We start from the raw sequence: 15,253 nt of genomic DNA, 5'->3' as shown, positions 1-15,253 counted from the left end.
GGCTACCTGTCAGCAGGTCGGCCTGGCAGAGCGATGACAGGTGGCCGGCCTCCCCGTGCAGTTTGTCGATAGTGGCAGTGGTCGTCACCGCTGCTAACTCCTCTTCCTTGAAACGCATGCTGATATCCTCTCCGCTCTGCCCTGCTTGCGGGCGCGTTGTTACAGCTGCCGAGCTCTGAGCCGCTGCATCGTCAGGTGTGCACCGCGCCACATGCGATAGAACATGCCCGCGGCCTCGGCCAGGGCCTTTTCATGGCGCATGGCCTGCCGATGCGCCTCAAGTGCCTCGAGCCGCTCGCCGTTGGGCAGGGTATGCTCGATACGCTCCAGCAATTTCATCAGCTGTGGACGCAGGCGATACGCACCTCGCTACACATCGGGCAGCTCACGCATGAAAGCGACTCCCTCGACGTAGCCCTCTACCAGCTCGGTCGCCAGCTGCTCGGCGCTGCGTGGCGTGCGGCTGCAGCGGCCGGAGAAGTTGTACCTGGCCGCTCGCTCGAGATTTTGCGCATTCAGGTAGCCCGGCCCGGCGAAGTGGTCATAGATAAATACCGGCGTACGCGAGGCCAGGCAGTACGGCACCGTCTTGCCGATGGAGATGACGACATCGGCATCCAGCAACGCCCTTGGGCCAATGCGGCCATAGCTGTCGCCGCCACGCCCATGCCCCCACTGTCAAGCTAGTTGGAGTGTCAGCGGCTGGCCCACGAAGTTGGCGGTGATCACCACCTCGTGGCCGGCATGGATGAACAGCTCGGAAAACTCCTGGATCACCAGCTTGGAGCCGGCGATCTCCTGGAACTGGTTGGTGCCCAGCAGGATTCTCATAGAGTTGTTACCCTAAGCGACCTGTTACCCTTCAGGCCCACCACACAAACGGGCACTCAGTGCACGCAATCCCGCGACATCGGGCCGCAGTGCACTCGCAGCCTCTGCACAAAGGCAGGCCTGTTCACGGTGACCATTGCGCTCGAACGCTACCGCCAACTCCCGTAGCGCCGCGGCTGGGCCCATTTTCTGGCCGGTCAAGCGCTGCACCTGCTCCCGTGTAAAAAAGCTGCTTTCTGAGCACGGTGCCGGGGTGACACCATTGGAGGCTCTGCCGGTGACGGTGACGCGCAGTTTTTCCATCCAGTTGGCGATCTGCTGAGGGGTCGGCTCGACCGTATGCGCCTGCTCGCGGACGAAGACCTCCAATGCCTGTCGGGATTCCTTTGCCACATCCAGCAGATCCTGCTCACAGGTGATGGCATCGTCATCCGTCGATCCGGCATCTTGGAGTGGCTGCCCCAGGCGCGATTCGATCCATTCCAGGTCGGCTGCCTCACGTTCCAAAATCGGCCTAACCAGGGAATCGGCGAAACGCAGCTTGCGTTCGCCGAAGCCAGCGAGCATGTTCACCAGACGGTTGTTATCACTCGCCTTTCCAGGATAGGGCTGGTAGCACGGCCCCTCTTGGCGAAAGAAAAACAGCGCAGCCGTTGCCTCCAGGCTGAGGGATTCGTTGACCCGGCGGATTTCCGTGGGATCAATAGGGGCACCAAGGAACTGGAAGAAGTCCTGCACCACATCGCCGTCGGCCAGTTTTTTGTGATCGAATGGCCGCAGGGTGACATGCTCCCGGCCAAAGATCTGGTCAAACTTCTCAAGCTTTGCGCGATACCGAGGCCACAACTTGTTGAGATCCAGTCGTGATTGACCATGATTCTTGACCAACTGGACGAAGGCCGAAGCAATGAATGAAGCAGGCGGTCTGATGTAGCCGATAATCTCGACACGGTCGAAGGCCCTGCTAAACTCATCACGCAACCGCCTCAAGCCCTCTTCGCCAAGGTGATAAAGATCCTCGCCAGAGATGACCTGCTGCCCCCCTTGGGCCTTGATAGCAGAAACTTCCCGCCCAACAGCCTCGTTGAAGGCCTTTACCTGATCGGGCGCCCGTCCGGCAGCTCGATGACCGGGCCATTCATATGGATCAGTACTGAAATACGAACGTAGCTTGCCCCCTTGGTTAGCCACGCCCAGATCCGCGTAGCGGAAATCCACATGCCTGCCCTTGGCAAACAAAGTATCCTGGATAGAGGACGAACCCGTCTTGGGCATGCCAATATGAATGACCAATCGTGACATCAGCTAGCCCCCTTTGTGCTCGGATGCGTCGGTGCCAAGTTGCCGGCAACCACCTTGCGAGCCTGCGCTCTTGCCGGACCGATCAGGCGGCGAAAAGCGGTTGCGGCCTCCGGTTCACTCTGCGTGAACAGGCCTGCAGCTTGTTCTAAAATTGATACGGGATCTGCTTCACGAAAACCGCCTAAGACCTCGCTCGAATCAGCAGTACCTTGTTCCTGATAAACTAGTGCGTTTTGGGCAGTCAGCAAGCCCAAGCGATTGACCAATTCAGGTGTGGATGGCTCGCCGTTATGCTCTATCGCTTCGTCTTCCAGAAGCTGCCAGAGCGATCGCCCATTGGCTACCGCCACCTCCAGCAAATCCGCTTCGGTTCCAATACTGGCCTTTGCAACACGTGGAGCGTCCTCAATCGATTGGCCCAGTCGGTCATTAATCCAGTTAAGGTCAGCTTGGTGTGCCTGCAAAACCGGCTGAACCAGTTTCTGTGAGAAGACGAGCTTTTCCGAACCCAGCTGAGAGGCCGCCTCTACCAGGCGGTTGTTATCGGTTGTGTAGCCACCATACGGTGCGGCCTTTTGCAGCTTTCGCATTGCAAACAGGGAAGCACATGCCTCGAGAGAAATAGACTCATTAGTACGAACCAAGTCCTCTTCTGTTAATTCGACCCCTGCTCTCCGGGCAAAATCAAGCACCACATCACCTTGATATAGCGAGCCTGGCAGGAAAGGTACAAGGTCAACCTTCTCTTTTCCAAAGACTCGGTCCAGTGTCTGGAACCTCTTGCGGTAATGCGGCCAAAGTTTCTTCACATCCAGGCCGTACTGATCTCCACCTTTCAAACGTTGCTGAAATGCAGACTGCATATAAGCCACTGGAGGCCGAACATATCCGACAACCCGTACTGAGCAACAATAGCGCGAGAGTATGTTTTTTAGGCGGCCTAACATATTCTCAGTCATGCCAGGTGCACTTAGATCTTCGGCCGAAATAATAAGCACACGAGAATCAAATACAGAAAGAGCATACTCAAGATCTCGCTCAAATCGTTTTTGAATCTCTTTAGCCTCTTGTTTCGTTCGACCATTTAGCTTGTGAGCATGGTACTCCTCTGGCTTTTCAGACAGTAGAGTCATAAAAAAACCCGAGTGATTCGGGGAATTCAGCTTCAAGTAACCCGCCGGCGCACCAGGCTCCGAAGCAAGATTATGTAGGGTCGCCTGGATAGAGCTCGAACCGGTCTTATGCATCCCGACATGCACGATGGCCTCTTCGATCATTCCGTGTCGCCTTTTTTTTTCAACTGCGCCTTCAAGTCTTCAACCTCGTGCCACAAATGAGTGATGAGCTGCATCATCGCCCGGTTGGTATCCAGCGGCGTAGTGGTGTAATCCTTGAAGCGTGGCGTTGCCAGGTCGAAACCACTCTGCCCGCCTGTCGCGAACAGTGTGTTTATCCGTTCGATTTCATCGCGGTGTCTTTCGACGTACTCAGCCACCTCGGCTTCATCCGGAAGCAGGCGGTTGTAGGGCGGAGACTTCGGCATCTTCTCATAGAGCCCGGCCTGCTTGAGGAGCGGCTCCAGCTCGTCAGGAAGTACCGTCCCTTCGGTCATGGAGTTATGATAGGCGAACAAGGCCATGGCTGCTGGAGGCGGGGTGTCGTTTTCCCGCAGTGATGGGACCTCTTCTTCGCTTAGGCCGAGGGCGTCACGCACGAACTGAGCGCTAACGTCATTGATGTCATCGAAGTTGAAGAAACGAGCCTCGTCGGCAAGAGCCGCCCATTGCTCTGCCATTGGTGTCACGACATACGGCTTGTCCTGTACCCAGGCGCGGAAGGGCTTGAGCGGGCCTCGGTAGGCCTTGTGCTTGATGCCCCATTGCAGGTAGGCGGAGAGGATCCAGCTGTCAGGCCGCCGAATATAACCGATGACCCGGATGTCATAGCGATCACGCAGTGCATCGAGTGCCGGCTGCACGTCCTCGAACCGGTCGAAGAGGGATTCGTTAGACCAGATGAGAGTGTGGAGCTCGGTGGGCAACTGGTCATCGGCGTATTGAAGGGCATGGGCCAACTCAGAGTTAGCTTGCACACGCTCCTTGTTAGTGTACGCGAACCAGCCATCCACGACATGCCAATCGTATTGTGCGGTCGGTAGGTTAAGGTGTTCCAGCATCAGTCCGAGGTACTTGATGCCATGCCGCTCCAAGGTGGGCCGCGCCACCCGCAGCGTCTTCTGGATCGAGGAGCTGCCGGTCTTGCCCATTCCGACGTGGATGATCAGCTTACGCTTCATTATTATCACCAATGCGTTCCATGAGTGTAGACTCGGCGTACCTCATATTCGTTCTCCATCACCAGCTGCGGAAGAATACGTTCGAAGGCATGCAGGACACTGCCATCGTAAGGAACTGGCTCGTCTAGTGCAAAAATATCATCTTTCCATTCCAATAGGTCTTTCAGGGCAGAGGCACGGGCCCAGAACATCGTTCCTAGGGGAAAGTGTCGATAATGTGTCCAGCGCTGGTAGCCTAGTGGCTCAAGCAACTGCTCTATCCAGGGACCATTAGAGGCTTCGTCAACCAGATGGCTATCCTCAGCAAAGACAATCCCTACCTTGTCATCCTTAAATAAGCCAAGAACCTCATTGGCTGCTTCCTCTGAACCAATCAGATTGCCTAGCAAATAGCGGCGCCAACGGTCCCCTACCCCATCCGCATTATCGCTCGACTTCTTAGTATGAAAGTGACCTACAACATCGTAATTACCATATATTTCTTCAACAAACTGACGATGAAATGGATAAACATCCCGGCCACAATTATCAATCTTTCGTGTAAAGACCCGCCCAGTTACTGACTCTTCTAGCGCTTTCAAGGACCCTTCTGACAGCTCAACAACATGCGACACGAAGAGATCGACATCAAGGTGCTTCAAAGCTTTAAAGTAAGCACAATATTCAGGAATCAAGTCGGCAAAGAAAACATGAAACTGGAGAGCAACGCTTCCTGAATACTCGTGGACACCGCTACCCGTCAGTATTTTCACTGACATGCCAGGCACATCAGTACTCAACACGCCCCGCGTCAAGTCTTCGAAACTAATAGAAGTTTCTTCCAAAGAATCTAGAACTCGCTGTATATCTGAGCCAGGGAATGGTTTTGCAAGGGCAATACCTTTTCTTAGCAGATTGAGAAAATGACTCGCTTTATTTCCTTCTTCTGTGAAAGCTAACCCGTAAAAGCCCGTGTTGAATTTCACAAGAAACTCAGGGGAAAGCTCAGCCTCTCTCGTTTCGGCTCTGCGCAGCCTGGCCTCATCGATAGACTTGACAAGTCCATCGACATATTCATCGAAATCAAGATGCTGACGACAAATTTCCGAGTTTTTCCCATCCCTAGACTTGAGATTATCAAGATTGTCTGCCAGCAGCATACCAAGATGGTATGGATCACCGTAATCAGCAATCACAGCGCGAGCAGAATGCTTTTCAACGAAATCGGCGATGCCGCTTGAGTCTCTGAACACACCAATACCACAGTCTACATTCAGTGCATCAACAGCGACATTGGGAAATGGATCAAGCCGCGAGGTGAGCAGATAAATGTCGGCCTCACGTAACGCTGCCGACACATCCTTCACGGCTCCTGGAAAATGTACCTGATGTTTCATTCCTGTACGATTGATGTAAGCGTCTAGCCACACACTGACCACGGTATCATCTTGATGATACCCATTGCCGAGCCAAACGAATTGCAGTCGTTCGGCCACAGGGTCCTTCCTGTCAGAGAGAATCTGATAAAGATGATGGCAAGCTTCGAGAAACCAGTCGACGCCCTTACGGGGCTGCACATGACCGGCACCTGCGATGATCACCGAGTCTTCCTTTAGTGAAAGTGCTTTCCTGAGTGACCACTCGTGATCTTCATCTGATCGATAGCCGAGATAGCCTTGTGGCCGAATTCTTATATTATTGATTGAGTGCTTTACCCCAGCTTTCTCTCTCAGCTCATGAATCCCGGAACGAGCCAAGCTCTCTGCTGGGTAAATCACGATATCGGATGTCATCAGCATTCGGCCTATCTTGCCGACCGGCCTTGTATACTCTGCGAACTCATGTACAAGGCTTAGAGTCGGCAACCCCATGCTCGCCGCAGCATCAGCCATGCTCATCGACTCTACCGAGTTTAACACGACTGCCTGAATATCGTGGAGAGAGAGCAAGTGCCGCAATGTATACTCCAGTGCCGCTACCCCGTTCTCGGCAGGAGCATCCAGATGAAGCATTCCCGCTTCAACAAAATACGGCCGCAAATCACCTCCCTTCAACGTTGCGGTTATTACATTAAAGCGCTCCGACAGCCTGCGTGAAACTTCGAGAGCCACAACAGGAGCCCCCGTCGCTGAAGCCTCATGGCTAACAACCAACAATGTATCAGTGTTTTCTTTTTCTTTTTCCTTCCCTAAGGTTAGCCTTTCATCAATATCCAGCCATCCAGTGCGCCCTTCTCCATGGCCATGTAAAATAAAGTGCTGAAATGAGTTGATTGGTGCGTTCTTAATATCTGGGTATACTGCTTCATAAAGCTTTTGATCAAAGAACCCTTCGATTCTTGCCACCGAGAGTTCCGAGTCTTTTATCAAGTCATCCAGCCATTGGGAAAGCTCCTCTTCTGCAGCATCTTTCGGAAGCACTTCACTCTCGAAAAGAAGCTTCCTGAGGTGGTGCTTCATCGGATTTTCTACAGGCTCTTCACCTTCAACTCCAGACTTACTTGCATCTTCCGAGATTTCTTTATGAGCCCCTTCTTCTTGTGGATCACCGTCTTCGCCTACATATCTTTCATCATGTACAGGCTCTTTGTCTTCAGGTGATACAGGAAGGCTCTCTCTCCCCTCACCTTCCCCGAACAATATATAATGAACGAGAGGGTTGACGCCTTGCTTCTTAACATCGGGGTTCGCTTGGAGGTAGAAACTAGAGTCGAAATACCCTGGAACGACTAGCGGATATTTTTCATACTGATCAAGAAAAAGGAGAACCGGGTCTTCGACATCCTCCGACAGGTTTCGTCTATATTCAGCCCAGTCAACCCCACTATTCCTGAGAATTTCATAGTGGACTTTTTCCAAAACTCATCCGCTCCTGATTTATCGTATTTTAGCGTTAAAAGTATGTAGCTTTTCTTTTAAATATTCCTCTGGCGTCATTCCAGAAGTTTCAACACAATAGTTTTTTTCCAACTTTTCAGTTGCGACAGCGCTAACCACAACATCTGAAGCTTTCGGCATCACACGCTCTATGCGTGCTTCAGGAAGCATCGTCTCAACAATTTTGACTATACTATTTAGGTTTGTTTGCTTTCCCGAACCGACATTAAATGTTCCTTGGACCAGGCCATTAGCCATCTTGATCAGAGTCTTCGCCATGTCCGGTGCAAACATGAAATCTCTACAGGCATCCGGGTGAAACCCTACCTTGATAGGCATCCCGTGGGTTGCCCTATGCAATAAGACATCTATCAGTCCGTGTCGAGGATGGTGAATATTTCCGAAAGGATTCGACACCCTTGCACAACTTAATCTCACCCCCGTGTCGGCCGAAAACTGTTGATAAAGTGCCTCTTCTATGACCTTAGCCTTACCATACCAAGACCGAGGATTAACCATATCAGTTTCACGACTTGGCCTTCCAGGAGCTTCACCATAGACAGTGCCAGCTGATGAAATATGCAGCATACCGGCGGGAGGCACCGAACGGAGAAGCTGCATCACTTGATGTGATGTTCCCCAGAATTCATCCATCGCGGCCCTAAGGTCATTTTCAAAGTCATTTGGCTTTAAGCCACCCATAGCATTTATTACGACAGGATGACTCCGCAACCATTTTTTTATCTCAGCCTCATCGCCCAGAGGTACCACATTACCCCTTTCAGCAACTGGCCTCCTTGCCACCCCCAACCATTCAATTCCCTGAAAATCCAATTCTTTAGCAATGTTTGAGCCAATGAATCCTGTGCAGCCCAGCAATATTACGCTTGTCATCGCAACTCATACCTTTCTTTGCTGGATCTCTCCCGAAGCTTATCCACCACCAGCACTCCCATTTCGCCTTCGCGTGATATATTTCAGAAAAATGAAAGAGCCTGTTCCTGGCTTTTACCCCAGCACTTAAAAACAAGAAACCGACTCTGCATTACATCATTTCTTAGATTTTGCTCACACGTAATAGGTATTGACCGTATCCAGTCTTCTTAAGAGATTGACCACAGGCCACCAGATGCTCGGTACTGATCCAGCCGTTGTGCCAGGCGATCTCCTCCAAACAGGCGACCTTGAGGCCCTGGCGGTGCTCGATGGTCTGCACGTACTGGGCAGCCTCCAGCAGGCTGTCGTGGGTGCCCGTATCCAGCCAGGCGAAACCGCGGCCCAGGCGCTCCACCCGCAGGTCGCCGCGCTCCAGGTAGGCGTTGTTGACGCTGGTGATCTCCAGCTCGCCACGTTCGCTGGGCACCACCTGCTTGGCGATCTCCACCACGTCGTTGTCGTAGAAGTAGAGCCCGGTGACCGCATAGGGTGACTTCGGCTCGTCGGGCTTCTCCTCGATGGAAATGGCCGTGCCCTGGTCATCGAACTCCACCACGCCGAAGCGTTCCGGGTCCTTTACCAGGTAGCCGAACACCGTCGCTCCGCTATCCTGGGCGGCGGCGCGCTGGAGCTGCTCGCTGAAGTGCTGGCCATGGAAGATGTTATCGCCAAGGACCAGGCACACCGGGTCATCGCCGATAAACTCCTCGCCGATGATAAATGCCTGGGCCAGGCCATCGGGGCTCGGCTGAACGGCGTACTCGAAGCGCACACCGAAATCCTCGCCGCTGCCCAGCAGGTTCTCGTACTGAGGCAGGTCTTCCGGAGTGGAGATAATCAGGATCTCGCGGATGCCGGCCAGCATCAGCACCGAGATGGGGTAATAGATCATCGGCTTGTCGTAGATTGGCAGCAGCTGCTTGGAGACGCCGCGGGTGATGGGGTGCAGACGGGTGCCGGAACCGCCGGCAAGGATGATGCCTTTACGTGCCATGGGGATTCGTCCTTGAGTGGTGAGGAGTGAGGCGTTAGCGGCCAGCGGGGTTGAGTCCGATGCGCTGGACGAGCTGGCCATCCTTGGGCCTCTCGACCTGGCGAATGACGAAAGTGCCGACGCCATCGATACGCAGGCGGCGCTCGGGGACTTCGTCCAGCTCATTGCGCATCGCACGCAAGGTGCTTTCCACCAGGGCGGCGGCGCGCTTGTCGCTGATGCGCTTGAGGGCCTCGGGCTCCTCGGCCTTGATCCGCTCGACCAGGGTGGCGGGGTCGAGCTGGTCCAGCGGAAGCTCCTTGGCGGGGGTGGGCTTCTTGGGTTCTGCTGCTGGCTGGGGGGTATCAGTCATGGTTGGTCTCCTGTGAGTTGTGAATGGTGAGTGGTGAATGGTGAATGGTGAGTGGAACTATTCACTATTCACCATTCACAAGCGAAGCGCTCACAAGCCGCGAAGCGGCGCTCACCATTCACTCAATCCCGGTGATCACGGATGATCAGAATCATCATGCTGGCGATCAGGGCGAGGAACAGCGTGACGATGGCGAAGACGCTGGCGTTGTAGAGCCGATCCGGCTTGGTGGCGTATTCCGGGAACAGCGGGCTCTGCAGCACGCTGACCTGCTTGAGCTTGCGGGCGGCTTCCAGGCGGGTGTTCTCCAGGGCGGCCAGGGCGCTGGAGTAAGTCTCCTGGGCGAACTGAGCCTTGAGCTCGAGGGTTTCGTACTGGGAGGAGATGCGGTTGAGCGATTCGCCGGTGGCCTGGGCCAGGCGGTCGCGCTGTTTCTCGATCTGCTCGCGCAGGGCCTCGATCTCGGACTGCACCCGACGCATATCGGCGGACTGTACGCTCTGGTAGCTGGAAAGCGCCTTGCGCTGGGCCTGGATACGGGCCAGCTCGCCCTCCAGGGTGGCGACCACCTGGTTGATGCTCTCCACCGTGCTGGTCGGCGAGACCAGGCCTTCCTTGTTCTGGAAGGCGAGCAGATCGGCGCGCGCATCATCGAGGCGGTCCTCCAGGCGGCGCAGCTGCTCCTCGAGGAACTCGACCTGCTCGAAGGCGAGGCGCTGGCCCATGTCGTTCATATGCGCCTCACCGGCTTCCAGCAGCAGCTGCACCATCTTGTGGGCGAACTCGGGAGTGTAGGCCTGCACCTCGACGTTGAGCACGCCGGCGTATTCGTCCATCTCCACCGTGACGCGGCGCAGGTAGTACTTGTGGAGGTCCTCGATGGGCGCTTCGGCGTCACCCAGGCGCGCGAACACATCACCGTTCTCGCTGTAGTGGCTTCGAAAGTCCAGCTCCTCTTCCACCTCCTTGAGCATATCTACCGAGAGCAGGTACTCGCGCAGCAGCAGCAGGTCCTTGTCGCCGGAGGCGCCGGTAAGGATGGAGGAGAAGCTGATGTCGGGCTGGGCGATCTGGGGGCTCTCCAGCACCACGGTGGCACGGGAGAGGTAGCGATCCTCGGCCCACAGGAACCAGTAGAGGCTAACCAGCAGGATGGCGAACAGGGCCGCGGCCCAGTGAGGTTGGGACTTGATGAATCCTTTCATGGGAAAAGGCTCGGTTCGAATTGTAGGAGCCGGATTTATCCGGCGATGAAGTGGATTGGATGGTTACGGAGCCTGGATCGCCCGATAAATCGGGCTCCTACGAGGTGGTCAACCATCGTTCTGCGGCGGCTGCAGTGCCTGCACCCTACGCCGGGCCTGCATCAGCCTCTCGCGGGCAGCGCGGAACTCATCGCCATAGGGCTTGCGTTCATGAGGAGGCAGATCGTCGGCCTTGGCCTGGTCGAAGGCGGCCTTGGCGGCATCGAATTCGGCCTTGATCTGGCGGAGTTGCTGGCGTGCCTGGGGGAGCGTCAAGCCTGTGGGGATCTCGACGTCGTCTGGCTGGGCGGCCTGGACTGCAGGCTTGGCCTGCCCGGCGGGCTTGGCAGCGGCGCCCTGCCCTGCCGCCTTGGGCTTGGCCTCCGCCTTGGGCTTGGCGGCGGGCGGCTCGGGGGCGGTGCCGTTTGCCTGGCGGGCGGCGTCGGTCTCTGCGTGGTAGGCGGCGATGGCGTCGTTGATATCGTCGTACCAGGTGGCGCGGCCATCCTTGAGGTAGATGCCGGACTGGCAGAGGTCCTTGAGGATGCCTTCGCTGTGGCTGACCATCACCAGGCTGGCCTGGCCGACCTTCTCCTTGAAGGCCTTGGTGGCCTTGGCCTTGAAGGCGCGGTCGCCTACCGAGGTGGCCTCGTCGGAGAGGTAGATATCGAAGTCGAAGGCCAGCGAGAGGCCGAAGTTGAGGCGAGCGCGCATGCCACTGGAGTAGGTCTTGATGGGCTCATCGAATGCGTCACCGATCTCGGCGAAGGCCTCCACCTTGGCGATGATATCGTCGACGTTATAGCGGCCACCATGCACCCGAGCCACGAACTTGACGTTCTGGCGTCCGCTCATGCTCCCCTGGAAACCACCCGCCAGGCCGATGGGCCAGGAGACCCGGCTATAGCGATGGATCTCGCCGCGGTCAGGGGTATCCATGCCAGCAATCAGCTTGAGCAGTGTCGACTTGCCCGCGCCATTGCGACCCAACAGGCCAACGCTGACGCCGGTAGGGATGGTGAGGTTGATATCCTCCAGCACCCAGTCGTAGACCTTCCGCTGGCGGTGATAGCGCTTGTAGAGGCCGTTTATCTGGATCATTGGTAGTGAGTGGTGAGTGGTGAGCCCGGCCAAGCCAGGAGATAGTAGTTTTAAGCTTGAAGCTGGAAGCTTGAAGCTGGAAGAAAAATCCTTAAACCGATGTTGGGATTGGGTTACTTCCAGCTTTTAGCTTCCAGGAGCGAAGCGACGCTCTTCCAGCTAAGTAGCCGGGCTCCGCCCGGCTACTTGGCCTTCAGCTTCTCCTTGAATCGGACATGCATCAGCAGCCCAAGCGTGAGGGTAATCAGGGTAAACATCCAGAAGTAGCTGGTACTGGTACCGTGCACCACTTGGTAGCCTTCGAAGAAGCCGAGACGCAGCAGTTCGAGGCCATGCACGATGGGGTTGTACATCAGATACTCGAGCAGCCAGTGAGGCAACTGGTTGAGCGGGAAGATGACCCCGGAGAGGATCAGCAGCGGCATGTTGACCATCTTGATGACCGTGCCTACCTCGGGCACCAGGGTGCCGGCCACCGAGGTGATCAGCCCCAAGCCAAGACCCAGGCACCATAGCGAGATCCACCAGATCATGGCCCTGATGGCGTTATCGGGGTTCATGTCGACGCCAACCATCAACCCGCCGACGATAAAGATCAGGAAGATGAAGGTGCGCAGCATGCCCTCGAGGAAGTGGCGCACCAGCACCGGGTCGAAGGGTTGCACCTGGCGGTAGGCGAACAGCGCGCTGTTGGCATCCACTGCGCCCAGGCCGCGCATCATGCCCTCGCGCACCAGAAAGAAGCCCATCAGGCCGATGATCATCCAGGGGATGAACTCGGCGTTGACGATGAAGCGGTCCACCCCCCGGATATAGGTACGAATACCTACCATGATCAGGGTGAAGGCCAGCGGCTCGAAGATCATCCAGAACCAGCCCATGCGGTCGGCCATGGTGCGCGAGATTGCCTCGCGCATGAACATGGCGTACCAGACGCTGCGGGTTACCTGCCACGGCGTGCGGGAGTTGTGCTGATCTGTGGGCATGATCGCGCTCGTTTCCCCGTTAAATATCCAGCGCCACCTTGGTGGCCACCGCGATCTGGTAGAGGATCTGGGTCAGGCTCTTGGTGAGCTGCAGGTTGTGCGTGGGCGCCTTGGGCATCACCAGGATTTCATCGCCGGGATGGAGCCTTGCACTGCTCGCGCTGACCACGGCGCCGTTCTGGCGTACCAGCAGGATATTGTCGTCGTCAGCGCGCTGGGTAAAGCCGCCGGCGCCGTCAACGTAGTCCTCGACGCTCATGCCCGGACGATAGACCACGGCCTGGGGCACGACCACTTCCCCGCTGATGAGCAGCGAGTCGCTTTCTTCGGGAATCGTGACGGTATCGCCGTCGCGCAGGCGAATATCGGCAATTCTGCCGTCGTGGGCCACCACCAGCCGGCCGCTGGGCTCAAGCTCCCGGGCGCGCTTGATGAAGTCCTGAATCAGTTCGGCTTCCCGGGCGCGCACCTGAGCTTCTTCATCGGTGCTTGAGGGCGCGCCGAGGTAGGTGGTTTCCAGGCGCCGGAGGCTGTCTTCCAGCGACTCCGCCTGCTGTTTTTTCACGCTTTCGCGCTGCAGGGATATGTTGTTGACTGCGGTCATGTCCTTGGGCACGGCAACGGCGTCCAGCAGCTCGCCCAGACGGGCGTTGCGCGGCAAAGCATAGCGCGACGGCCCGAGGTAGCTGCCCTCAAGCTCGACCACGATAGTTTCGTTGCGCTCGTCGGCGCTGAACATGACTTCATCGCCGCTTTGCACCGTCTGGTTACTGAAACGCGGGAGCGGAAAGTATTCGGCAATGGGGCCGCCGCTACGGCTGCCGCGTAGCAGCACGTGGGATACACCGCTTTCCAGCCGGGCAAGTTCAACAAGCCGGGAGCCGCTCAGCGCGCTGCCTTCCAGCTCATAGCGGTACTCCTGGCGCACGTCACCGGTCACGGCAATAGCCGGCCCACGCTCTTCCACCACGATGGTATCGCCGTCCTGGAACTGGATTTGCTGGATGTCACCGCTGAGCAGAAAATCGTAGAGATCCACCGTGGCGATAACGCGACCGCCGCGCTTGACATGCACCTTGCGATAGCTGCCCAGGTCCTGATCGATGCCGTTGGCCTGATCGAGGAAATACAGCAGAGAGTCGCTTGGCGTACCGGCGTAGCGGCCGGGGTTTTCCACGTAGCCGGTAACATAGACGGCAACCGGCTGCACGCCCTGCAGGTTGGTGTATACCTGCACCTGCTCGGGGTACATCGAGGTAATGGCCTGGCGTACGCTGGAATCGACCTGGGCGCTATTCTGCCCTTCGATATCCAACGGCCCGTAGCCGGGGATGAAGATGTTGCCCTGAACGTCAACCGGCAGGGCGCGATCCAGGCTCACCGCACCCCAGGCCCTGACGGTGACCTGATCGCCGGGTTTAACGCGATAGCGCGGATTCATGCCGTCCCCCATGGCGCCGCGGAATCCGCCTTCAAACAGATTGGCGCCAAACGGCTGCAGGCTGTCAATCAGCTCGTCCTGCTTCTCCTGGGAGACCGGGCCGTAAGTCCCGCTCCGCCAGTCAGCCCTGGGCTCGTCGGCCTCGCCCTGTTGGTTACGCTCGCGGTCCTGCCTGGCACTGCTGGCCTGGCCGGTGCTATCGCGCTCGGACTCCTGGGGCACAATGCTGTCGGGGAGGCTTAGCGTCTGGGCGCTTGCCGTGACAGGCAGCAGCGCGCAGCCCAGGGCAATAACGGCCAGCCGCGCGGCGGCCTGACACGCCTTACCCGCCGGCCGGCGATGGGGAGCGTGCCTCGTCGAAACTCTGGATAAACGCGATATCATTTACAGGCGCCCCTCTGCCGTTTGCGTGACCAGGCGCTGCTCTACCCAGCCGTTGTCCGTGCGACATACCAGCGCTTTGCGTGTTTCCCGGGATGGCGTCACGATGCGTAATTTGCGGCACTCGCGGCCGCTGGCGGCAAAATAGCGCGACTCGGCCACCACTTCCACGTTGTTGCCCCAGGGGCTGGTCGCCACGGTCACGGCGCTGTCGCCCGGTGTTTGGTCAAGAAAACCGTTGAGCGTAGCGTTTTCGATCGGCCGGGCGCCGTCGTGACTTAGCACGTAGCCGCGATCACCGCCCGATGCGCCGTAAGGCCCCTGGGCACAGCCGGTCAGCAGTACGCCGGCGGCCAGCACGCTAGCCATACGGTAAACGATCAGGCGCACGCTCAGGCGGCGCGTCGGTGAAGACATTAGATTATGTTTGAACATGCGGGGGATTCCATCAAAAAGGCACGCTACCGCCCGGGGATTGTACCGGGCGCATTCCCTTGCCCTACCGATATGACGATGTTTGGCTGAAAAAAGGCT

The 15,253-nt window shown here is 56.9% G+C and carries 15 protein-coding genes; all 15 read right to left on the bottom strand.

Annotation, left to right across the window (positions count from 1 at the left end; all coding sequences use genetic code 11):
• Window positions 1–159: 159 nt before the first annotated feature.
• Window positions 160–339, bottom strand: coding sequence for a hypothetical protein (locus ACZ46Y_RS05245; protein WP_311956982.1), 180 nt, complete (start codon window positions 337–339; stop codon window positions 160–162).
• Between the two features lie 30 nt (window positions 340–369).
• Window positions 370–624 (bottom strand): hypothetical protein, encoded by a 255-nt coding sequence (locus ACZ46Y_RS05240; protein ID WP_311956980.1) that lies wholly within the window; start codon window positions 622–624, stop codon window positions 370–372.
• A gap of 54 nt (window positions 625–678) precedes the next feature.
• On the bottom strand, window positions 679–831 hold the full coding sequence (locus ACZ46Y_RS05235) for a hypothetical protein (RefSeq protein WP_311956978.1): 153 nt from the start codon (window positions 829–831) through the stop codon (window positions 679–681).
• A gap of 24 nt (window positions 832–855) precedes the next feature.
• Window positions 856–2,133, bottom strand: a complete 1,278-nt coding sequence (locus ACZ46Y_RS05230; protein WP_311956976.1) for a hypothetical protein — start codon at window positions 2,131–2,133, stop codon at window positions 856–858.
• Window positions 2,133–3,410, bottom strand: a complete 1,278-nt coding sequence (locus ACZ46Y_RS05225; RefSeq protein ID WP_311956974.1) for a hypothetical protein — start codon at window positions 3,408–3,410, stop codon at window positions 2,133–2,135. Before ACZ46Y_RS05225 ends, ACZ46Y_RS05230 begins: the two co-directional genes overlap by 1 nt.
• On the bottom strand, window positions 3,407–4,429 hold the full coding sequence (locus tag ACZ46Y_RS05220; RefSeq protein WP_311956972.1) for a hypothetical protein: 1,023 nt from the start codon (window positions 4,427–4,429) through the stop codon (window positions 3,407–3,409). The genes ACZ46Y_RS05225 and ACZ46Y_RS05220 overlap by 4 nt, the downstream gene beginning before the upstream one ends.
• 5 nt (window positions 4,430–4,434) lie before the next feature.
• A complete protein-coding gene (locus ACZ46Y_RS05215; protein WP_311956969.1) occupies window positions 4,435–7,266 on the bottom strand; it encodes a rhamnan synthesis F family protein in 2,832 nt (943 codons plus the stop codon).
• 18 nt (window positions 7,267–7,284) lie between these two features.
• Window positions 7,285–8,178 (bottom strand): NAD-dependent epimerase/dehydratase family protein, encoded by an 894-nt coding sequence (locus ACZ46Y_RS05210; RefSeq protein ID WP_311956965.1) that lies wholly within the window; start codon window positions 8,176–8,178, stop codon window positions 7,285–7,287.
• Window positions 8,179–8,341: 163 nt separating this feature from the next.
• The gene (rfbA, locus tag ACZ46Y_RS05205) at window positions 8,342–9,214 is read right to left on the bottom strand and encodes a glucose-1-phosphate thymidylyltransferase RfbA (protein ID WP_311956956.1); all 873 of its coding nucleotides are present in this window, start codon (window positions 9,212–9,214) and stop codon (window positions 8,342–8,344) included.
• 34 nt (window positions 9,215–9,248) lie between these two features.
• Window positions 9,249–9,566: a hypothetical protein gene (locus ACZ46Y_RS05200; RefSeq protein WP_311956945.1), complete on the bottom strand. Its 318-nt coding sequence runs from the start codon at window positions 9,564–9,566 to the stop codon at window positions 9,249–9,251.
• A gap of 122 nt (window positions 9,567–9,688) precedes the next feature.
• Entirely contained in the window at window positions 9,689–10,771 is a 1,083-nt protein-coding gene (locus tag ACZ46Y_RS05195) for a KpsE/RkpR family capsule polysaccharide export protein (RefSeq protein ID WP_311956943.1), read from the bottom strand.
• A gap of 108 nt (window positions 10,772–10,879) precedes the next feature.
• Complete coding sequence (locus ACZ46Y_RS05190; protein WP_311956942.1) at window positions 10,880–11,911, bottom strand: ABC transporter ATP-binding protein; 1,032 nt, start codon at window positions 11,909–11,911, stop codon at window positions 10,880–10,882.
• Window positions 11,912–12,093: 182 nt separating this feature from the next.
• Window positions 12,094–12,897, bottom strand: a complete 804-nt coding sequence (locus ACZ46Y_RS05185) for an ABC transporter permease (protein WP_311956940.1) — start codon at window positions 12,895–12,897, stop codon at window positions 12,094–12,096.
• 19 nt (window positions 12,898–12,916) lie between these two features.
• Complete coding sequence (locus tag ACZ46Y_RS05180) at window positions 12,917–14,722, bottom strand: polysaccharide biosynthesis/export family protein (protein WP_311956938.1); 1,806 nt, start codon at window positions 14,720–14,722, stop codon at window positions 12,917–12,919.
• A complete protein-coding gene (locus ACZ46Y_RS05175) occupies window positions 14,723–15,154 on the bottom strand; it encodes a DVU3141 family protein (protein ID WP_311956936.1) in 432 nt (143 codons plus the stop codon).
• Between the last annotated feature and the right edge of the window lie 99 nt (window positions 15,155–15,253).

The sequence above is a fragment of the Halomonas garicola genome, from assembly GCF_055382465.1.
The sequence above is the reverse complement of the archived record's forward strand: the minus strand, read 5'-3'. Positions and strand labels throughout refer to the sequence as shown.